The organism is Bartonella sp. AP280QHHD (assembly GCF_042196125.1).
Taxonomy (GTDB): Bacteria; Pseudomonadota; Alphaproteobacteria; order Rhizobiales; family Rhizobiaceae; genus Bartonella.
The window spans coordinates 36,302-56,870 of sequence record NZ_JBHIPQ010000034.1 but is presented as its reverse complement, the minus strand read 5'-3'; the positions used below and the strand labels follow the sequence as shown (position 1 = coordinate 56,870).

16 protein-coding genes are annotated in these 20,569 nt (G+C 36.6%); 7 read left to right on the top strand and 9 right to left on the bottom strand.

Annotated elements, in window-relative coordinates:
* Positions 1-21: 21 nt before the first annotated feature.
* The 7 genes from gltX (ACFIMK_RS04560) to ACFIMK_RS04530 form a co-directional block, all read right to left on the bottom strand.
* Positions 22-1,395: a glutamate--tRNA ligase gene (gene gltX, locus ACFIMK_RS04560; protein WP_273790689.1), complete on the bottom strand. Its 1,374-nt coding sequence runs from the start codon at positions 1,393-1,395 to the stop codon at positions 22-24.
* A gap of 10 nt (positions 1,396-1,405) precedes the next feature.
* Positions 1,406-3,067, bottom strand: a complete 1,662-nt coding sequence (locus ACFIMK_RS04555) for an NAD+ synthase (RefSeq protein ID WP_375629641.1) — start codon at positions 3,065-3,067, stop codon at positions 1,406-1,408.
* A 119-nt stretch (positions 3,068-3,186) separates the two neighbouring features.
* A complete protein-coding gene (locus tag ACFIMK_RS04550; RefSeq protein WP_375683107.1) occupies positions 3,187-4,566 on the bottom strand; it encodes a class II 3-deoxy-7-phosphoheptulonate synthase in 1,380 nt (459 codons plus the stop codon).
* 68 nt (positions 4,567-4,634) lie between these two features.
* Positions 4,635-6,026 (bottom strand): glutathione-disulfide reductase, encoded by a 1,392-nt coding sequence (gene gor, locus ACFIMK_RS04545; protein WP_375620794.1) that lies wholly within the window; start codon positions 6,024-6,026, stop codon positions 4,635-4,637.
* A gap of 203 nt (positions 6,027-6,229) precedes the next feature.
* On the bottom strand, positions 6,230-6,799 hold the full coding sequence (locus ACFIMK_RS04540; protein WP_375612140.1) for a DUF2059 domain-containing protein: 570 nt from the start codon (positions 6,797-6,799) through the stop codon (positions 6,230-6,232).
* A gap of 106 nt (positions 6,800-6,905) precedes the next feature.
* Entirely contained in the window at positions 6,906-7,610 is a 705-nt protein-coding gene (rpiA, locus tag ACFIMK_RS04535; protein WP_375613478.1) for a ribose-5-phosphate isomerase RpiA, read from the bottom strand.
* A gap of 482 nt (positions 7,611-8,092) precedes the next feature.
* On the bottom strand, positions 8,093-10,351 hold the full coding sequence (locus tag ACFIMK_RS04530) for a ComEC/Rec2 family competence protein (RefSeq protein ID WP_375683106.1): 2,259 nt from the start codon (positions 10,349-10,351) through the stop codon (positions 8,093-8,095).
* Between the two features lie 111 nt (positions 10,352-10,462).
* On the opposite strand from ACFIMK_RS04530, the gene gltX (ACFIMK_RS04525) reads away from it, so the two are divergent.
* The 7 genes from gltX (ACFIMK_RS04525) to ACFIMK_RS04495 all read left to right on the top strand — a co-directional run bounded on the left by gltX (ACFIMK_RS04525) (position 10,463) and on the right by ACFIMK_RS04495 (position 18,486).
* A complete protein-coding gene (gene gltX / locus ACFIMK_RS04525; protein WP_375613476.1) occupies positions 10,463-11,893 on the top strand; it encodes a glutamate--tRNA ligase in 1,431 nt (476 codons plus the stop codon).
* Between the two features lie 261 nt (positions 11,894-12,154).
* Entirely contained in the window at positions 12,155-13,450 is a 1,296-nt protein-coding gene (gltA, locus tag ACFIMK_RS04520) for a citrate synthase (RefSeq protein WP_375612136.1), read from the top strand.
* Between the two features lie 707 nt (positions 13,451-14,157).
* Positions 14,158-14,910 carry a transporter substrate-binding domain-containing protein gene (locus ACFIMK_RS04515; protein WP_375612135.1) on the top strand — a complete coding sequence of 251 codons (753 nt, stop codon included), beginning with the start codon at positions 14,158-14,160 and terminating at the stop codon, positions 14,908-14,910.
* A 464-nt stretch (positions 14,911-15,374) separates the two neighbouring features.
* Positions 15,375-16,127 (top strand): transporter substrate-binding domain-containing protein, encoded by a 753-nt coding sequence (locus ACFIMK_RS04510; protein WP_375612134.1) that lies wholly within the window; start codon positions 15,375-15,377, stop codon positions 16,125-16,127.
* 79 nt (positions 16,128-16,206) lie between these two features.
* Positions 16,207-16,929: an ABC transporter permease gene (locus ACFIMK_RS04505; protein WP_375612133.1), complete on the top strand. Its 723-nt coding sequence runs from the start codon at positions 16,207-16,209 to the stop codon at positions 16,927-16,929.
* Positions 16,926-17,633, top strand: a complete 708-nt coding sequence (locus ACFIMK_RS04500; protein ID WP_375612132.1) for an ABC transporter permease — start codon at positions 16,926-16,928, stop codon at positions 17,631-17,633. The genes ACFIMK_RS04505 and ACFIMK_RS04500 overlap by 4 nt, the downstream gene beginning before the upstream one ends.
* A 79-nt stretch (positions 17,634-17,712) precedes the next feature.
* The gene (locus ACFIMK_RS04495) at positions 17,713-18,486 is read left to right on the top strand and encodes an amino acid ABC transporter ATP-binding protein (protein ID WP_375612131.1); all 774 of its coding nucleotides are present in this window, start codon (positions 17,713-17,715) and stop codon (positions 18,484-18,486) included.
* A gap of 20 nt (positions 18,487-18,506) precedes the next feature.
* On the opposite strand, the gene lpxB is transcribed toward ACFIMK_RS04495, so the two are convergent.
* Entirely contained in the window at positions 18,507-19,703 is a 1,197-nt protein-coding gene (lpxB, locus tag ACFIMK_RS04490) for a lipid-A-disaccharide synthase (RefSeq protein WP_375612130.1), read from the bottom strand.
* The gene (locus tag ACFIMK_RS04485; RefSeq protein ID WP_375612129.1) at positions 19,696-20,568 is read right to left on the bottom strand and encodes an LpxI family protein; all 873 of its coding nucleotides are present in this window, start codon (positions 20,566-20,568) and stop codon (positions 19,696-19,698) included. Before ACFIMK_RS04485 ends, lpxB begins: the two co-directional genes overlap by 8 nt.
* Position 20,569: the final 1 nt, after the last annotated feature.

The following is a 20,569-nucleotide window of genomic DNA, read 5'->3' as shown; positions in this document are numbered from 1 at the left end:
ATACTTTTAAAAAATCCGCTCTTATTTCCTAGAGAGCCTTTCCGTTACCTTTTCACGCCCTAAAAGCTGCAAAATTTTTCCCATTTCAGGTCCATGATCCATGCCCGTAAGTGCCTGACGTAATGGCATAAATAAAGCTTTTCCTTTTCGACCTGTTTTTTCTTTTAATGCTGTTGTCCAAATTTTCCAACTTTCCTCATTCAAAGCACCTTCAGGTAAGAAATCGAGTGATTGGTGCACAAAAGCACGATCCTCTAGTGCTACTGTATCAAAATTCTGTTCATCATGAATGATTTTCCACCAAAAAACAGCATCATTGACTTTATTAATATTGCTTCTTATCGCGTTCCAGAAATATTCCGCCTTATCTCCCTCAATAGAAAGTTTTTTAAGGCGCATTTTTACTTCCTCATAGGTTAACTCATGGACAAGATGACTATTCAAAGCAAGAAGATCAGCAATATCAAATTTTGCAACGGATCTTGACGTATCTTGGAGATTAAAATGCTCTAAAAGCGCAGCTTGATTGGGATAGGGATGCACATTTTGCGATGTCCCAATCAAAACGGCAAGGCATTGAACAGCTATAGATTCAAATCCTTCTTCCCGTAGAGAACGAATAGAAAGATCATTATTACGTTTTGAAAATCCTTTTCCTAAAACTGTCGCCAATAAATTGGTATGAGCAAAAACCGGTAATTCTGCATTAAGAGCTTTAAAAAGAGCAATTTGAGCGCCTGTATTTGTAATATGATCATCCCCACGAATAATATGCGTAATAGCCATATCTACATCATCAACAATAGACGGCAATGTATAAAGATAGGTTCCATCTTCACGAATAAGAACAGGATCTGAAAGAGAAGCTAAATCAATCGTCTGCTTTCCCTTTATTGCATCATTCCAGCAAACTTCTGTTCGCTTTGTGTGTAAAGGATCACTTTCAAAATTAGGAAGAAGAAAACGCCAATGGGGTTTACGACCTTGTGATTCAAAGTTTTTTCTCTCTTCTGTTGTCAACTTCAATGCTGCACGGTCATAAACAGGAGGCAATTTGCGTGAAAGCTGGATTTTACGACGCCGCTCTAATTCCTCTGTTGTCTCATAACAAGGATAAAGAAGGCCACGTTGTTTGAGAATTTCTGCCACTTCATCATATCGATTAAATCGCTTGGATTGGTAATAAATTGCATCTGGTTGAATACCAAGCCATTCAAGGTCAACAGCAATAGCATCGATATATTCTTGTTTAGAACGTTCAATATCTGTATCATCATAGCGTAAAATAAATTCTCCCTTATACGCTTGCGCATAAAGCCAGTTGAAAAGCGCAATACGGATATTGCCAATATGAATATAACCTGTTGGAGAGGGAGCAAAACGAACTTTAACCATAAAATAATACTCAATTTTTATCGCGAAAATGATTGACTATAGGATAGCGACGATCGCGTCCGAAATTTTTGTAACTGATTTTTACACCAGGCGCAGATTGACGCCTTTTATATTCGGCACCATAAAGAAGCTGTTCAACTTTCGCAACAGTTTCTCGTGAATGTCCACGTTTAACAATATCACAAATACTCATGTCATTTTCTACAAGATATTGTAATATATCATCTAAAATAGGATAAGGCGGAAGAGAATCTTCATCTTTTTGATTTTCCCGCAGCTCTGCAGAGGGTGCTTTTTCTATAATATTGGATGGAATGATCATTCCTTCTGGTCCTCTCAAATTGTGCAAGTGATTTTTATTGCGCCACTCCGCTAATGCATAAACCTGCATTTTATAAATATCTTTAAGAGGATTAAACCCGCCATTCATATCCCCATACAGTGTTGCATATCCCACAGCCATTTCTGACTTATTGCCTGTCGTTACCACCATTGAGCCGAATTTATTTGAAAGCGCCATTAAAAGTGTACCGCGTATACGACTTTGAAGATTTTCCTCTGTGACGTCAGAGGGTAACCCTGAAAAAACAGGTGCCATTGTCTTTAAAAAAGCCTCAACAGGTTGTGCAATCGGTATGATTTCATAACGACATCCCAAAAGATCAGCACATTCTTTGGCATCTTTTAATGATTCTTGCGAAGTATAATGATAGGGCATCATAATGGTGCGAACCCTCTCAGCACCAAGAGCATCCACCGCCATTGCCGTACACAGGGCTGAATCAATTCCTCCTGAAAGACCAAGAATAACATCCTTAAAGCCGTTTTTATTAACGTAATCTTTCAACCCCAAAACACAAGCTTGATAATCAGCCGCTAATCCATTGAGAAGTCTTTCATTAGGACCTGAAATACAGTGCCATCCCGTCGTTGTTTTTTGCCAATGGCTTAAAGCAATATGGCTATCAAAGTGTTTCATTTGAAATATCTTTTTGCCTTGTCCATTCAAGGCAAAAGACCCACCATCAAAAACGAGCTCATCTTGACCACCTACTTGATTAGCGTAGATAATTGGCACTCCAGATTGTAGAGCCTGTGTATGAACAACGTCTATACGTTTTAATGTTTTATTACGATAATAAGGAGATCCGTTAAGGACAAGAATAATTTCCGCTCCTTTATCTTTAAGCTCTGTACTAAGAGAGGAATCATTCCAAAGATCCTCACAAATGACTATTCCTAATTTAATTCCATGATAGACAATAGGCTGAGGACGTGGACCTGAAGAAAATAAACGCTTTTCATCAAATTCAGCATAATTAGGTAAATCAAACTTCAAACATTCGGCAATGACTCTCCCTTCATCAAGAACCATGACAGCGTTGTAAATATTACCATTGCGCCTTAATGGAAGACCAATGACAATTCCTGGTCCGCCTACGGTTATCTTTGCTAATTTCTCAACAGTCTCTTCACATGTTTTTGTAAAAGCAGGTTTTAGAACAAGATCTTCCGGCGGATAAGCACTTATAAAAAGTTCCGTGAATAAAACAAGATCAGCCCCCTCTTCTTTGGCCTTTTGATGCGCCATGACAGCTAAAGAAAAATTCCCCTCAATATCACCGACAATAGGATTTAATTGGGCAATTGATACCCGAAAATCATTTTTCATAAGCCTTTGTATCATTTCATCAGTTTAGCAACCACAACTTTATTCTTCATCATCGGAAACATCATTTTTTAAAATTCTTTTCTGCCATAATGACCTAAAAATATTAGGCAAATTTTTGCCTACCCCCCAGCAGCAATTGCTAACGATTCAGTCACGCGATTTTTTTTAAGGAGTTCAGCAACAAGAAAAGCCAATTCTAACGCTTGATCTGCATTTAACCGTGGATCACATTGCGTATGATAACGATCAGATAAATCGTCCACAGAAATGGCGTGCGCCCCTCCTGTACATTCAGTAACATCACGACCTGTCATCTCAATATGAATGCCTCCTGGATAAGTTCCCTCTCCACGATGCACTGCAAAAAAATTCTCTACTTCTTTTAAAACATAATCAAAAGGACGCGTCTTATAACCATTGGCAGTAATTGTATTGCCATGCATTGGATCACATGACCATATAACCGCACGCTTCTCGCGTTCAACAGCACGGATGAGTTTAGGCAGATAACTTTCAACTTTATCATAACCAAAGCGCGTAATGAGAGTAAGCCGCCCCAACTCGTTTTCAGGATTTAAAATATCAATTAATTTTAAAAGCTCATCAGGCTCAATGGAAGGACCACATTTTAATCCTATAGGATTCTTAATGCCGCGACAATATTCAACGTGAGCATGGTTAATCTGACGCGTACGGTCACCAATCCATAACATATGACCAGATGTTGCATACCAATTTCCTGAAGTTGAATCAATCCGAGTCAAAGCCTCTTCATAACCAAGCAACAGTGCTTCATGACTGGTATAAAAAGATGTTTCACGCAATGAAGAATGTGTTTTGGATGTAATCCCTATAGAACGCATAAAATCAATTGCTTCAGAAATACGCTCTGCCAATAATTCATAACGTTCTCCCTGCGGACTGTTAGAAACAAAACTCAACATCCATGTGTGAACATTTTCTAAATTAGCATAGCCACCTTGTGAAAAAGCACGCAATAGATTAAGTGTTGCCGCAGATTGGCGATAAGCCATAGACATCCGTTGCGGATCTGGAATACGAGAACCGGCTTCAAATTCAATGCCATTAATAATATCCCCACGATAAGCAGGAAATTCAACTCCCTCTTTTCTTTCAATATCAGAAGAGCGAGGCTTTGCAAATTGACCAGCAATACGACCAATTTTAACAACCGGTTTAGAACTACCAAAGGTCAAAACAATCGCCATTTGCAAAAATACACGAAAAAAATCACGAATATTATCAGCTTCATGTTCTGCAAAGCTTTCGGCACAATCACCACCTTGCAATAAAAAAGCTTGGCCTTTCGCAACGGCTGCTAATTCATTTTTTAAATCACGTGCTTCACCGGCAAAAACTAAAGGAGGATACCTTCTCAGTTTTCGCTCAACATCTTCTAACATAGACTTATCCGGATAAGTCGGAACTTGTTTAATTGGCCTTGTTCTCCAAGTGTCAGGCGCCCATTCTTTTATCATTACACTCTCTCTAAAGATTAATCTTACAGATTAGCATATCAAAAGCTTTTTACCGCAATATATGCTGTTTAACTTTCTATTTTCTTCCCATTTTCATATATATAACTTGGTTTATACATCGTTACCAATTCTTCTGCCATCGTTGGATGCACTGCCATCGTCTCATCAAAGATATCCTTCGTCAGCTTACCCTTGAGAGATATCCCTATAAGCTGAGCCATCTCACCAGCATTTTCCCCTAAAATATGAGCGCCCACAACAATACGGCTTTCACCATCAACAATGAGTTTCATAAGCATTTTCTCTGAACTACCAGAAAGAACATTACGCATAGGACGAAAAACTGTACGATAAATTTCAAGACGCTTATAACGCTTTACCGCCTCCTCTTCTGAAAGACCAACCGTTCCAATCTCTGGCTGTGAAAAAACTGCTGTTGTAATTAAATCATAATCAGGTGTTGTTGGAATATTTTCAAATGCTGTCTTAACAAAACACATTGCATCATGAATCGCAACGGGTGTTAATTGAATATGACCTGTTACATCACCAACAGCCCAAATATGGGGGATATTTGTTGTCATTTTCTCATCAACAACAACTGCACCAAATTCATTCACCTTAACACCTGCCCGCTCAAGTCTTAAACCCGTTGTATTTGGTACACGCCCCGTAGCCAACATAATCTGATCGGCTCTGATTATTTTCCCATTTGATAAAACAACTTCATAACAATTTTCTGCAGCCTGCACTTTAGAAATTGTTATGCCATAAAGAATAGAAATCCCTTTTTCAATCATTGCATCGCTGAGCAATTGCCGCAAATCATGATCAAAATTACGAAGGATTAAATCACCACGATGAAGGAGTGTTGTTTTTACACCTAATTCATGAAAAATATTAGCAAATTCAACACCAATATACCCTCCACCAACAATCACTATTGATTTTGGGAGTTGATTAAGGTCAAAAATCTCATTAGAAGTAAGGCAAAATTCACCGCCTTCTATGGACGTATTTGGTGCAAGTTTTGCCCCTGTTGCAATCAAAATTTTTTCTGCACTTACCCGCTCACCCGTGGCAGAAAGCTCTAATGTGTGATCATCTATAAAAGTAGCACGACTTTCATAAATATGCACATTGTTATTTTCTAATCCCTTACGATACAACCCTTCTAACCTTGATATTTCTTTATTTTTAGCTGCAACCAACTTTTCCCAGCTAAAAATTGGATCCGCATATTCCCACCCAAAACCAACACTTTTCTTAAATTCTTTTACATATTGTGATGCATAAACATAAAGTTTTTTGGGAACGCAACCACGAATAACACAAGTGCCCCCTATACGATATTCCTCTGCTATAGCGACCCGCTTGCCAAGACCTCCAGCAAGCCGTGCTGCACGCACTCCACCAGAACCACTTCCAATAACAAATAAATCAAAGTCAAAAGAGCCCACGAATTATTCCTTCTTATACATCTGCAAGAGTAGGCTAAGATCTTTTATTATCAAATGAAAGTCTTTTTTTCTTTTGAAGAAGCCTTTTTTATAAAGCAGTATTCTAAAAAGACTTATTCTCATTAAAATATTTAAAACGGCGGGAAAACCGCCGCTATTAAAAAAATCAGAAATTGCCCATTGTTGTCATGATATCGATCAAGCTATTTTTTATTTTCTGAAGATTCTGATTTTATAGGCATATTTGTAGGCATAGTAGAATTATTCAAATTAAGTGTTTCAGACATCTCTTTTTTCACATTTTCTACAAGATCCCGCATAAGAGCAGTACGCCATATATCAAATGCTGAATAAGAATCACGTGCAATATTGGGGACTTCTGTCAAAAACTTTTTACCGGTATCAGAATTATAAAATGTTGTTATCGCATCAAGCTCTTTTTGAGTAAAATATTTTGCATATACGTGAGCAATCTCTTTTTCTAGATCAGAGCGCCTTTTAATTAAAGCAAGCGCCTGCTTATCAACAATATCAGAAATAGCTGTTGCCAAATTCGGATCATCGCTAATCAGTTCATTTTTGAAATCATGGACCGCATTTGGTAAAAAGCTATCAAATTGATCCGTTGCATGAATAGCTCTGATTGCCTTTCGCGCTGAATCTAAATGTTGATCACTCACACCTTGTGCATAAGCCATGCCAACATTCACAACAAAAATAGCAATTGCACTAAAATATACGACAAAACGCTGAAAAGAAAATATTATTTTCATTTAATGATTACCCCGATCGCTAATTATAATTTTAATTCGTTATTCTACCTAAAATCTTTAAGACCCTTTTTTACTGTGCTAACATATCATCATGTAAATGCCTTTTCTAAAAATCAAACGGTTCTAAAACTTTTATTTGACCATCAGCCATAGCGACAATTGCACGTGAAGCCAACCCCAAAAAAAGGCCATGCTCAACAACACCAGGAATAGCAAGAAGTGCATCCGATAATGGTTTTGGTTGCAAAATGCAGCCCCAAAATGCATCAAGAATAAAATGGCCACCATCTGTTTCAAAAGGATTTTTTCCATTCATTCGCAATGCAATTTTTCCAGAAAGCCCTAAATCATCAGCGACTTTTTCAATGGCTCTGCATGTTGTGTGGATACCAAATGGATTAACTTCAATTGGTAGTGCAAAAGCACCAAGTCTTTTTACCACCTTTGTTTCATCCGCAATGACAAGCATTGCACGAGATGCCGACGCTACAATTTTTTCATACAACAATGCTCCCCCTCCCCCTTTAATGAGCATCATCTCAGGACCAATTTCATCTGCTCCGTCAATATCAAGATCCAGCTCAGGTATTTGTTCTAAAGTGCTAACAGGCACTCCAAACTTATGACAGAGTTGTTCAGAATATTTTGAAGTAGCAACACCAGTCACCCGCAAACCATCCGCAACACGCTCACCTAGAAGATGAATAAATTCATTGACTGTCGAACCAGATCCGATACCAAGCCGCATACCATCTTCAACAAACTCAAGCGCTTTAATAGCTGCCATTTTTTTTAACTGCTGAACATTCATGAATGACTTTGCCTTCTATCCGTATAAGCAGCATTTATCACCCCTATTACCACCGATAATAATGATAATAAAAGATAACCTCTTGACGCAATCTATTTAAATTGACCATCATCTCTTGCTTGAAGAGATGTTACTCGTTATAGAAATATATGATAAGAATAAAATAGAATAATCAACAATTATCTTTTTTATTTCTTTGAGAATATTTGTTAGCATTTTTCTCATTCAATAAGAATTTTTGATTTATTTTGTGCTATCAATAGGATGCACAAAGATGCACATATCAATTTTTTTGAAAAAATTAAAATGATCAGATATAAAAAATCATCTATTTCTAGAAAACTGTAGATTATTATCTCATTTCAATAACGTTGATAAACTTACCAATTTAAATACCGTAAAATATTATGAGAAAAGTCTTCTGTTATTTTTTGTTTTGTCATTATCCAAATGTGAAGCAAAATATGACTGATTATATGTTTTTATGAATGCTGTCTGTGCATATTCCATGGTCTATGAAACCCTAGCGAAGACCAAATAATATCTCCACCTTTGGTCATCATAACGCTTCCTCGTGATAACAATTGTTGAGGTATAAATACTATTTTTGCCTTCTTGTAACAAGTTGGATTATGCATCACAAATGTCTGAATGAGAATATCTGCCTCTACACATTGATCTGTTTCTCTCTGTAAAACGATCACTTTTAATCCATTATCCAATAAAGATGTACATACATGATAATCACAAATAAATTGTCCGTGTAACGAAGGACCATATTTTGTTGGTTTAATCGTTTCATTCACACGAAATGACTTTTTCCATATGGATGTCGTGAACTTAGAAATATGGTAACGATCAATATATAATTTTTTATCATGAATAACGCCCACGAGGCGCATATTATCTGCTATAATCAGTTGTACAGGTGAATGCAATACACAAATAGAAACACCTGCCAAAATAAACAAACTAAAAAAGAGCCGGATGGGTGTTTTGCAAAAAGTCAGTCCAACCAAGCCTATGCTCAATAAAACTAACGCTGATAACGGCATAAAACCAGGATTCAAATCAGGAGAAATAGCCTTGATAGCATGTGCAATCTTTATTACAAGATCAACTCCAAAACCCATAATTTGAAGAGGAAGCCATTCGAATCCTCCTAACATTGCAAGAACTGCGATTAATCCAAAGGGAATGACAAAAATTGAGATGACAGGCAAAGCAAAGGCATTACTGATAATGCTCAAAGATGCCATATTAGAAAAATGATAAGCAGCATAAATTCCACTTGCACTCCCTGCAACAAAGGAAGAAGCACATGTTGAAAGCATCGATAAGAAAACAAAATTTATCACTCCCCCTCCAACATAAGAGGGAGTTGTTTTTCTTTTACGAAAAAATGATCTCCCACTCCACCAATCAAAAAAAGCGATCAAAGCAGCAGTCGCAGAAAAGGACATTTGAAAGCTAGGACCTAATATTTCATGGGGTGTCATCGCCAGAGTTATCAACCCTGCAATGGAAAAATTACGCATTGTTATAGCAGAGCGATTACACAATATAGCAACCAACATAACAGCAATCATCACAAAACTTCTTTGCGCTGATATTGCTAAGCCCGACAATAACAAATAAAAAGCTGTTATCATAAAAGCAACGATAGCAGCAAATTTTTTACTGGAATAATAGGAAGAAAAAACTGGAAAAAATGCTAAAAAACTACGGATACTCAAAAGAACTATGCCGCTTAACAACGCCATATGTAAACCTGATATTGATAAAATATGAGCTAATCCAGCTGTACGTAATGCTTCATTTGTCTCATTTGAAATACCAGCACGCTGCCCTGTTATGAGGGCAGCTGCAACACTCCCCTTTTCTCCTTCAAGGGCTATACGGATTCTTTGTGTCATCTTCGTGCGTAAATTTTCAATTTTCTGTAGAATGATAGCGAATATTCCATCAGGCTGCGAAACGGATATTTTTCTTGGTTTTTCTAAATAAACGCCTTGTGCTCCAATTCTTTTAAAATAATTATGAAAACTAAAATCGTAGCCTCCTGGACGCACCGGCCCAGAGAATGCACGAATCTTAACTTTTCCATGCAATCCATCACCAATCGCTAAGCCAGATGGCAAATATCTTGCCGATAAACGAACACGATGAAGACTATGGCGTAATACGGGATTTTCTGTATTCAAAATATCCAAAACTAAACGAAATCCTCCTTTGGCACCTGACTCAATAGAAACAATTCTTCCCGTCAATGTAGTGACAATGTCACTGCTTAGCATGGGTGTTGCAATACGCCACGTTTCTATTTTTGCCGCTAAAGCACCCAATATAATACAAAACAGAAACCCCACGGGAATCGATATTTTTCGATAAAAACGTGCTACATAGAATATTCCCAGAAAAATACTGACCAACGCCCCCAATTGTCCCCAACTTGGTTCCCACTCTAAATGAAAATAGAAAATGATTCCTAGGGCAAAAAAGACTAAAATCAGCGAAAAAAGGATACCAAAAGAAACTTCTTTATTAATACAATCTTCTAACCATTTGCGAAAAAAAATGATTACTTCTTTTAAGAGTGTCAATAAAAAAAGTTTTTGTTGATTATAGCTACTGTTCTTTGCATCATCATACCTAGAAAAAACACTCTGCCCTATCTGACATGGCTTTTTTCTTTCTGTAACAGATTTTTCGGATAAACCCTCTTTACTTTTATAAAACATCAGTCCCCCACTTTAACTCGCAATACGGCTATTGCATGCCCCATCACTTATGCTAACATGACTTTTCTATAAAATTCCATAAGTAATATCTTAGTTTAAAGGAAAATATTCGTGTCTGTTATTACTCGTTTTGCCCCTTCACCCACTGGCTTCCTTCACATTGGTGGTGCTCGTACTGCTCTTTTTAATTGGCTTTATGCAAAACATACCGGTGGAAAAATGCTTTTACGAATTGAAGATACAGACCGAGAGCGTTCAACCGAAGCAGCTGTAAAAGCCATTATAGATGGCTTGCACTGGATGGGTCTTAGTTATGATGGCGCCCCTATTTCGCAATTCGAACGAGCAGAACGTCACCGCCAAATCGCTGAACAGTTGGTCAAGAATGGCAAAGCATATTATTGTTATGCTTCACCTGAGGAGTTAGCTGAAATGCGTGAAAAAGCCCGTTCAGAAGGGCGCCCACCACGTTATGATGGACGTTGGCGTGACCGTGATAGTTCTGAAGCTCCTAAAGGTGTTAAGCCTGTTATTCGCATCAAAGCCCCTCAAGATGGAGAAACGATTGTACATGATCGTGTTCAAGGTGATGTCCGTTTTCCTAATAAAGATCTCGATGACTTCATTATTTTGCGTTCTGATGGTTCGCCTACCTATATGCATGCTGTTGTCGTTGATGATCATGATATGGGCATCACACATATTATACGTGGTGACGATCATCTTACCAACGCAGCCCGACAAACGATTATCTTTAAAGCAATGGGATGGGACATTCCTGTTATGGCCCATATTCCTCTTATCCATGGTGAAAACGGTGCAAAATTATCAAAGCGACATGGTGCGCTCGGTGTTGATGCCTACCGAACAATGGGATATCTTCCTGCTGCTTTGCGCAATTACCTTGTCCGTTTAGGTTGGAGTCATGGTGATGACGAACTGATGTCACTTAAAGATATGATTTCTTGGTTTGATATTGAGGATATTAACAAAGGTGCTGCTCGTTTTGATCTCAAAAAGCTCGATTCCATCAACGGACACTATATGCGTATGAGTAATGATCAAGAACTTTTTGATGCCGCTCTTAATATTCTACCAGAAACCGATAGGGGAGCACAAATTATTGAAAGACTTGATGAAAAACGCCGTGTTCAATTTTTAAAAGCAATCCCGCATTTGAAAGAACGTTCAAAAACACTGTGCGAACTGATTGACAATGCCTCCTTCATTTTTACGCAACGACCTTTACAACTTGATGAAAAAGCTCAAATGCTCTTAGATAAAAATGGACGAACCATTTTAAACGATCTTTATCTTGCTCTGAAAGCGTGCCCCTCTTGGGATACAAAAACTCTAGATGAAACACTTCGCTCTTTTGTCCAAACACAGAATCTCAAATTTGGATCTATCGCCCAACCACTTCGCGCAGCTCTTACAGGATGTGCAACATCACCAGGTGTTTTGGATATTCTTATTTTATTAGGACGCAATGAATCCCTTCATCGCATCAAGGACCAACTTATCACAACAATATGCCCATGATGTGCACTGAGTATATTTCCTCAAATAAGGATCTATACAGATATCTCAACGCGCCCTAAAAGAGTTTTTTATGTTATATCATTGAAATACATTTCTTATTGAGTAATAATGATCAATAAGGAAATATTTTTAGATTGCATGTACTCACTTTTAGAGGCAATCTACCCTTAAATAAGTAAGAAAAGCTTCAGTTATACATCCCCCACTCTGATGAAGCAGAGTCTTAATTTTTAGAAGTGAAGGATCTGAAAGGAATACCGAATGTCTGAGAATAACGCATATATTATTGTGAATGATAAAAAAGTAGAGCTTCCCTTGCGTAAAGGCACGAGTGGACCTGAAGTCATTGAAATTGCTTCTCTCTATAAAAAAACCGATATTTTTACTTATGATCCTGGTTTTACTTCAACAGCTTCTTGTGAATCAAAAATTACTTATATCGATGGTGATAAAGGCATATTGCTTTATCGTGGTTATCCTATTGATCAATTGGCTGAAAAAGGAGACTTTCTCGAAAGTTGTTATCTTTTACTTTATGGTGAACTCCCAACACAGCAAGAAAAAAATGAATTTGATCGATGTATTATGCAGCATACCATGGTCCACGAACAATTTGCACGCTTCTTCCATGGCTTCCGTCGTGATTCTCATCCTATGGCCGTCATGGTTGCCTGCCTTGGCGCTATGTCTGCGTTCTATCACGACTCTATTGATATTACAGATCCTCACCAGAGAATGATTGCTTCTGTTCGTCTTATCTCAAAAGTTCCAACGCTTGCTGCTATGGCCTATAAATACAGTATTGGACAAGCATTTGTTTATCCACGTAATGATCTTAGTTATGCTGCAAATTTCCTCCATATGTGTTTTGCTGTTCCTTGTGAAGAATATAAAACAAACCCTGTGCTTGCTCGGGCGATGGATCAAATATTTACCCTTCATGCAGATCATGAACAAAATGCTTCTACATCTACGGTACGTCTTGCTGGATCCTCAGGTGCTAATCCGTTTGCCTGTATTGCAGCAGGTGTTGCATGCCTTTGGGGACCAGCACATGGTGGTGCCAATGAAGCATGCCTAAAAATGCTACAAGAAATAGGTTCTATTAAAAGAATTCCTGAATTTATTGCACGTGCAAAAGATAAAAATGATCCTTTCCGCCTTATGGGCTTTGGGCACCGTGTCTATAAAAATTATGATCCACGTGCAAAAATCATGCAAAAAACCTGTCATAAAGTTTTAAAAGAACTCAACATTCAAGATGACCCTCTTCTTGATATTGCAATAGAGCTTGAAAGAATTGCCTTAAGTGATGAATATTTTATTGAGAAAAAGCTTTATCCCAATGTTGATTTCTATTCCGGCATTACATTAAAAGCTCTAGGTTTTCCAACTGAAATGTTTACTGTCCTTTTTGCATTGGCGCGCAGTGTCGGGTGGGTGGCACAATGGAAAGAAATGATTGAAGACCCTGCACAAAAAATTGGTCGTCCTCGACAACTCTACACAGGCTATGCTATGCGTGACTATGTTCCTATAGATGAACGTGCAAATTAAAAAAAGAAATCAATAAAGCTTCAATTTACTGAAGCTTTATTGAGAGTAATCAAAAAACATCCTTTAAAAATTTTTATAAAACGTGATTTTAAAACTCTTTCTACAGAGATAACATCATCATAAAAATTTACTAAAAAATTCTAAGTTTTAGCTCTGTAAAGAAATTGAGAATACTCTTCTGCAAATTAGCCAAACATTTAGCAAAAAGAAATTGAAAATTTTACCTTATAATCCTCATTATCTTTAATGGAAATGTATTCCCTATCATTCCCCCATGTTTAAAAGCCTTATTACATATTAAAATCTAGCAATGTCAGAATTTTTCTTTCTATCTTCTTCAGATAAAATTGCAAAAAGCTTACATTAAGTGCTTCTCTAATTAGAATAAAAACACTTTTACATTTTGTCCTGTTAAAAGCTGAAATTTTCTTTGTATTTAAGTTGATAGTTTTTCTTTTAAAGATAAATTATTGATTTTTAAATAAAATTATTAAAAATCACCCTATAACCAATAAGAGGTGACTTTCTTTCCTATATTTTTTATTCCCATACTTGATAAAAAGAAATTATTTTTTTGATAATGATATTCAGCATAATGATAGCAAAATGAACATAGATAAATTTTTTACATTGCTCCAAAAGAGCTTACAGATTATAAAAATTCATGATGGTTTCATATTTGCCAGCTTATCTAATAGGAGAACATAATGAAATTATTAGCAGGAGCTCTTATAATAAGCGCGACACTGTTTACCCTATCGGCCAATTCTCAAACGCTGAAAATTGCAAGCGATGCTTCTTATCCGCCATTTAGTTATATTGACTCAAATAACAAACTGCAAGGGTTTGATATTGATATATCTTATGCGCTTTGTAAAAAAATGAATGTTGAATGTACTATTGTCACACAAGACTTTGAGGGGATGATTCCCGGTCTTCTTGCCAAAAAATATGATGCTATCGTTTCTTCCCTTTCTCCTACAAAAGAGCGCTTACAAAAAATTGATTTTACAGATCCTTACTACAACACAGCACTCGCTGTTATCGTTACCAAAAATTCGGAAATTAAAGAAATCTCAACACAAGCCTTTAGAGGTAAAAACCTTGGTGTACAATCAAATACAACACAAGCTGCATATGCGGAAGATCATTATGCCTCTGAAGGAGTTAATATCAAACTTTATCCTACAGCAACAGAAGTTAATCGTGATCTTTTAAGCCATCGGCTTGATATCATCATCTTTGATAAATTAAAAGCATTAAATTGGCTTGAAAATGAAGGAAAAGACTGCTGTCTCCTCTTGGGAACTCTAGAAGAAACAAATTTTCCTATTGCAATTGCACTCCGTCAAAATAATAATGATCTTAAAAACAGTTTTAATAAAGCAATAGAAGAAATCCGCGCCGATGGAACCTATGAGAAAATTATGAGAAAATATTTTACTTTCGATATCAATTAGATAGTACTATGAATTAAAACTCAATCTGTATATTTAAGGGGTATCTTTAACTCTTTATTGAACATGCAGGTATAATTGGAAATTCGGCATTTTTATAAGAAAATTTACATTTATCAAAATAACTTTTAATTGCTCCTTGAGATCTAAATATTTTGTAGAATCTAATGACAACAATAAGGTTGTATTTTTACCGTATCAAAATCTAATTTTTTTATGTTCAAATTTAATAGCCTTATTTTCAAGAAAAATCCTCAGTTTTTACTCATGAAATGATTCAAATCAATCATTTCGTGAAAATTAAGCTATCATACAAGCAATAAGATATTTATTCTTTTTTTATCAATAATGCCCAACATAATGATCTAAAATAAACATCAATAAATTTTTGAATTGCTCCCAAAAAGCTTACAGATTATAAAAACATAATGATTTCATATTGCCCGCTTATCCAATAGGAGAACATCATGAAACTATTAGCAGGAGCTCTTATAATAAGCGCCGCACTATTCACCCAATTGGCTGATGCGAAAACATTAAAAATTGCGAGTGAAGGCACCTATCCTCCCTTCAGTTATATTGACTCAAATAATAAATTGCAGGGACTTGATATTGATATATCTTATGCACTTTGTAAAAAAATGAATGTTGAGTGTACTATTGTTACACAAGACTTCGAGGGAATGATCCCTGGACTTATTGCAAAAAAATATGATGCTATCATTGCTTCCCTCTCTCTCACACAAGAGCGTTTACAAAAAATTGACTTTACAGATCCTTACTACGATACAGCACTGGCTGTTATTGTTACCAAAGCTTCGGGAATTAAAGAAATCTCGACAAAAGACTTTAGAGGTAAAAATCTTGGTGTGCAATCAAATACAACACAAGCTTTCTATGCAGAAGATCATTTTGCCTCTGAAGAGGTGAAAATAAAACTCTATCCTTCCACAATAGAAGTGAATCGTGATCTTTTAAATCATCGACTTGATGTGATCATTGTTGATAAATTACAAGCATTAAATTGGCTTAAAAATGAAGGAAAAGATTGTTGTCTCCTCTTGGGAACTCTAGAAGAAACAAGATTTCCTGTTGCAATTGCAGTCCGTCAAAATAATAATGATCTTAAAAATAAGTTCAATGAAGCTATAAAAGAAATCCGTTTGGATGGAACTTATGAAAAAATTATGAGAAAATATTTTACAAGTGATGTTTATTAAATATCAATATGATATTTTAATGAAACCCGTTGGTTATTGCTAAAAAATATTATCTAACTCTTTCATGAGGAATACAAGAATGATTGAAAATTTAGCATTGCTATCATTTAGCAATGGTGGATGGGGAGCAGTTATACTTTCCAGTGCAGGAATGACTTTGTCATTGGCATTATGTTGTGGACTTCTAGGATTTCCTCTAGGGCTTCTCAATGCAGTGATGATTCGATCCAATATTAAGATGGCCAAAGCTATGGCACGCCTCTTTTCAACGATATTTCGTGGGCTACCAGAGCTTTTAACTTTGTTTTTAGTTTACTACGGATTACAAAGCCTTATTCAAAATTTATTTGACTATTTTAGTTTTGAAATCATGTTCAGTATCAATGCTTTTGTTGCTGGTGTTCTTGCCCTTAGTATGGTTCTTGCAGCTTTTTCTTGTGAAGTTTGGCTTGGAGCATTTAATATTTTTGATAAAGGTCAATATGAAGCAGCTAAAGCTTTAGGACTTTCACGGTCAACCACATTTTTTCGTATTGTCTTCCCTCAGCTCATCCGAAATGCCTTGCCAGGACTTTCTAATAATTGGCTTACTTTACTGAAAGATACATCCCTTGTTTCTACCATCGCGCTTGTTGACCTCATGCGACAAACGAATCTAGCTGTCGCTGCTACCAATAAACCCATGCTATTTTATTTTGTAGCATGCTTACTCTATTTGTTATTTTCAGCGGTTTTTACTGCAATCTTACGCCATTTGGAAACATACACTCAAATAGGCTATAAAAAGGTGCTAAGTCAATGATTCCTGAGTGGCTTTATTTTCTTTTTAATCCTGATCTTTTAAGTCATTATGGACCCAAATTTATTAATGGCTTTATTGTTACTGTTGAACTTGTTTCTATTTCTTGTTCTCTAGGCCTTTTTCTTGGTATGATTATCGCTTTTGCACGTCTATCAGAGAATACATTTTTACAATATTTTGCAAATGCTTATGTCTATTTTTTCCGTGGCTCTCCTTTATTAGCTCAACTCTTTCTTTTTTATTATGGGCTTGGTTCAATGAACAGTTTTTGGCAACAAGTGGGGCTATGGTGGTTTTTTCAAAACGCGTGGTATTGTTGTCTTTTTATTTTTACACTCAATTCTGCTGCCTATCAATCTGAGATCTTTAAAGGAAGTTTTCTATCCGTAACAACTGGACAACGCGAAGCATCAAAAGCTTTAGGTTTAAGCAACTCTGTCACATTTTTTAGAGTTATTCTTCCACAAGCAATGATTGTAGCATTACGCCCCTTAGGAAATGAGTTGATTTTAATGATTAAATCCAGTGCTGTTGCCTCACTTATTACTGTTTATGATTTAATGGGGGTTGCTAAACTCGCTTATTCACGGACTTTCGATTTTCAAGTTTACGTTTGGGCTGCTCTTATCTATCTCTTTATCGTTGAACTCATTCATCGTTTTATTGTTTTTATCGAGCAGCGCCTCACTCGATATTTACGGTAAATAAAATGATCATAAAAAACAGTATCAAATCAAAATGTTGAATTAATCAAGTTCTTCATCAATGAAAGAATAAAATAAGATGAATTTGAAAAATAATAAATCGATCTCTCCCAGTAAAAACCCTGTGATCTCTATCCAAAATCTAAATAAATGGTATGGAAACTTTCAGGTCCTACATGATATCAACTTTAATGTTCAAGCTGGTGAACATATCGTTATTTGTGGACCATCCGGATCAGGAAAATCAACGTTAATTCGTTGTATTAATCAATTAGAACAAGCACAAAAAGGTTCAATCTGTATCCATAACGTTGATATCCATACTGCACCTATACAACAGCAAAAAAATGTTCTTCGTAAGATAGGAATGGTCTTTCAGAACTTTAATTTATTTCCCCACATGAGCGTTATACAAAATTGTATTTTAGCACCTATGACCGTTCAAGGGCTTTCCAAACAACAAGCACAAGAACGGGCAATTCGTTACTTAACGCATGTTGGTATTGAAAAACACTGTGAAAAATATCCTTTACAACTTTCTGGTGGGCAACAACAACGTGTTGCGATTGCCCGTGCACTTTGTATGGAACCCGAAGTCATGCTTTTTGATGAACCAACCTCTGCTCTTGATCCAGAAAGTGTGGGAGAAGTTTTGGAAGTGATGGCTCGATTAGCCGATACAGGGATCACAATGCTTTGTGTTACCCATGAAATGGGCTTCGCACGTAAAGTCTCAGAAAGAATACTCTTTCTAGAAAATGGAAAAATTGTTGAAGATGCAGCCTCTGAAGAATTTTTTACCAATCCTAAAAGCCAACGTGCTTGTAATTTTCTTGCTAAAATTAAATATTAATCATTAAAATATTGCTTTATTTATACAATTTTATTCCTGCTTTTTAAAAGAGTGATAATTGTTTGTGCGCCAACAACCCCCGATGGTACTTCAGTTTTCATTTTCTGTTCTACCATCTCAAAGGAATCAAGTTGTGCCTGTCGCAATAAAGGATTAGCCAAAAGTTGTTCTACCTGTCTTGCTAACATGCCAGGACGGATTAATTCATTCAAATATTCCGAAACAATAGGCTTATCAGCAATAATATTTGGAAGAGCAGCACTCCATAACATCATTTTAGGAAAAATAAATAATTTAGAAAAGAAATCAAGTTTATAGCAAAGAACCATAGGAACTTTTGCTAAGGCTAATTCAAGTGAAACAGTTCCATGTGCAGCAAGAGCAACATTTGCTTGTGCAAAAGCACGCCATTTTTCATCTTCACCAACTACAATTTCTATCTTGCTTTTCCAGCCCTGCACAAAGTCCCGGATTCTATCTACCAAATGAGGTAAGGTTGGTAAAATAATACGTAAATGAGGAATACGTTGTACAAGAATCTCTACTGTTTCTCGAAAAATAGGCATTAAGGAACGAATTTCTGAATTGCGTGATCCTGGCAAAATAACTAATGTAGGCGATAATGTTTGTGTATCGATCAAATTTCTTTGTTCTAATTGGCTTTTTTTTTCTGACTGAACTCTCAAAAGGGGAGGATATGTCAAAAGACGATGTCCAACATAAGTCGTGGCAGGGCCTCCCAAATCTTGCATAATCTTTTCTTCAAAAGGAAAAACCGCTAAAACATGATCAACAAATCCACACATAGCTTTTGCACGCTCTGGCCTCCATGCCCAAACGGTTGGTGCAATATATTTAATGATAGGAATAGAAGGCGCTAAAGCACGTACCTTTTTTGCAATACGATGCGTGAAATCAGGACTATCAATAATAATTAAACAATCAGGTTGTTCTTGTGCAATAAATTTGGATAAATTGCGAATATGTAGCAACAACAATGGTAGTTTTTTCAACACCTCCTTTAAACCTATTAAAGCAATATCATGGGAATCAAAAAAGCTTTTTAAGCCTAATGCCTTTAAATGGCTCCCCCCAACACCAATCAAATGAATATTGCATCCTATCTGTTGTGATAAACAAGAAATTAGATCGGCCCCAAGTAAATCACCAGATTCCTCACCTGAAACCACTGCAATCTTTAAGAAACAATTATTCATGACCAAACTTTTCAAATGTCTCTATAAATAAAGAATATTTGTTGGCTTTTTCTATTGTTGTTTTCACTGATAATATTAGACTTCTATTTGCCTCCACCGCAACACCAGATAAACCACTCTTTGCAATATTCATTATTGTCGCGGGCCCAATTGATGGCAAATCAACGCGATTATCCTGTTGTGGTTTTGCGCATTTTACAAGAATGCCACCTTTAAGGGGAATTTGCCCTCTTTCTCGCATTTCACAAATACGCCACAACATATTATCAGTTCCCTCAGCGCCCTCTAGAGCAACCACCCTTCCTTGGACAACGACAACGGCTTGCCCGATATCTAATTGACCTAAAAGCTTTGCTGCTTCTACTGCTAAAAAAATATCTTTTTTCTCTTTTGGAGTAGCGCGCCGTACTGTTAAATTAAATTCTATGGGAGCTAAAAGATCTGGGACTATTTCGTGAGCACCAATAACACAAAAACCGTGTGCTTCAATAACCCGTATAAAAGCTTTTAATAACGCATCATCTCCCCTCTTCAAAGCTCCGATTAACTTAGGAAGAGCTAAAAATGTTGTCCAGTCCAGTCGCAATTGTTTAAGAAGTGGACGCTTTTTCACACCACCTGCCAAAACAACATTATATACACCAGCCTCTTTTAAAATTTTAACGAGTCGTGCTAACTCTACAATTGATAGCTCGCAATGCTCATAGCGATAAAGAACAGAATCTGCCTCACCATGCAAAAGCACAAGAAAAGGATTTTCTCCATTCTTCTCAAGAGTCTGCGCAACAGTAATCGGTAGAACACCATTTCCTGCTATAATAGCAGTACGGCCGGAAAGAAAACTTCTGGCTCCCCAAATAGGCATT

Excerpts from the sequence above, each read along its gene's own strand:
- rpiA (WP_375613478.1), bottom strand. The coding sequence starts at position 7,610 with ATGAATGTTCAGCAGTTAAAAAAAATGGCAGCTATTAAAGCGCTTGAG.
- ACFIMK_RS04555 (WP_375629641.1), bottom strand. The coding sequence starts at position 3,067 with ATGAAAAATGATTTTCGGGTATCAATTGCCCAATTAAATCCTATTGTC.
- ACFIMK_RS04500 (WP_375612132.1), top strand. The coding sequence starts at position 16,926 with ATGATTCCTGAGTGGCTTTATTTTCTTTTTAATCCTGATCTTTTAAGT.
- ACFIMK_RS04530 (WP_375683106.1), bottom strand. The coding sequence starts at position 10,351 with ATGTTTTATAAAAGTAAAGAGGGTTTATCCGAAAAATCTGTTACAGAA.
- ACFIMK_RS04505 (WP_375612133.1), top strand. The coding sequence starts at position 16,207 with ATGATTGAAAATTTAGCATTGCTATCATTTAGCAATGGTGGATGGGGA.
- gltX (WP_273790689.1), bottom strand. The coding sequence starts at position 1,395 with ATGGTTAAAGTTCGTTTTGCTCCCTCTCCAACAGGTTATATTCATATT.
- ACFIMK_RS04510 (WP_375612134.1), top strand. The coding sequence starts at position 15,375 with ATGAAACTATTAGCAGGAGCTCTTATAATAAGCGCCGCACTATTCACC.
- ACFIMK_RS04540 (WP_375612140.1), bottom strand. The coding sequence starts at position 6,799 with ATGAAAATAATATTTTCTTTTCAGCGTTTTGTCGTATATTTTAGTGCA.
- gltA (WP_375612136.1), top strand. The coding sequence starts at position 12,155 with ATGTCTGAGAATAACGCATATATTATTGTGAATGATAAAAAAGTAGAG.
- ACFIMK_RS04495 (WP_375612131.1), top strand. The coding sequence starts at position 17,713 with ATGAATTTGAAAAATAATAAATCGATCTCTCCCAGTAAAAACCCTGTG.
- ACFIMK_RS04550 (WP_375683107.1), bottom strand. The coding sequence starts at position 4,566 with ATGATAAAAGAATGGGCGCCTGACACTTGGAGAACAAGGCCAATTAAA.
- ACFIMK_RS04485 (WP_375612129.1), bottom strand. The coding sequence starts at position 20,568 with ATGCCTATTTGGGGAGCCAGAAGTTTTCTTTCCGGCCGTACTGCTATT.
- lpxB (WP_375612130.1), bottom strand. The coding sequence starts at position 19,703 with ATGAATAATTGTTTCTTAAAGATTGCAGTGGTTTCAGGTGAGGAATCT.
- ACFIMK_RS04515 (WP_375612135.1), top strand. The coding sequence starts at position 14,158 with ATGAAATTATTAGCAGGAGCTCTTATAATAAGCGCGACACTGTTTACC.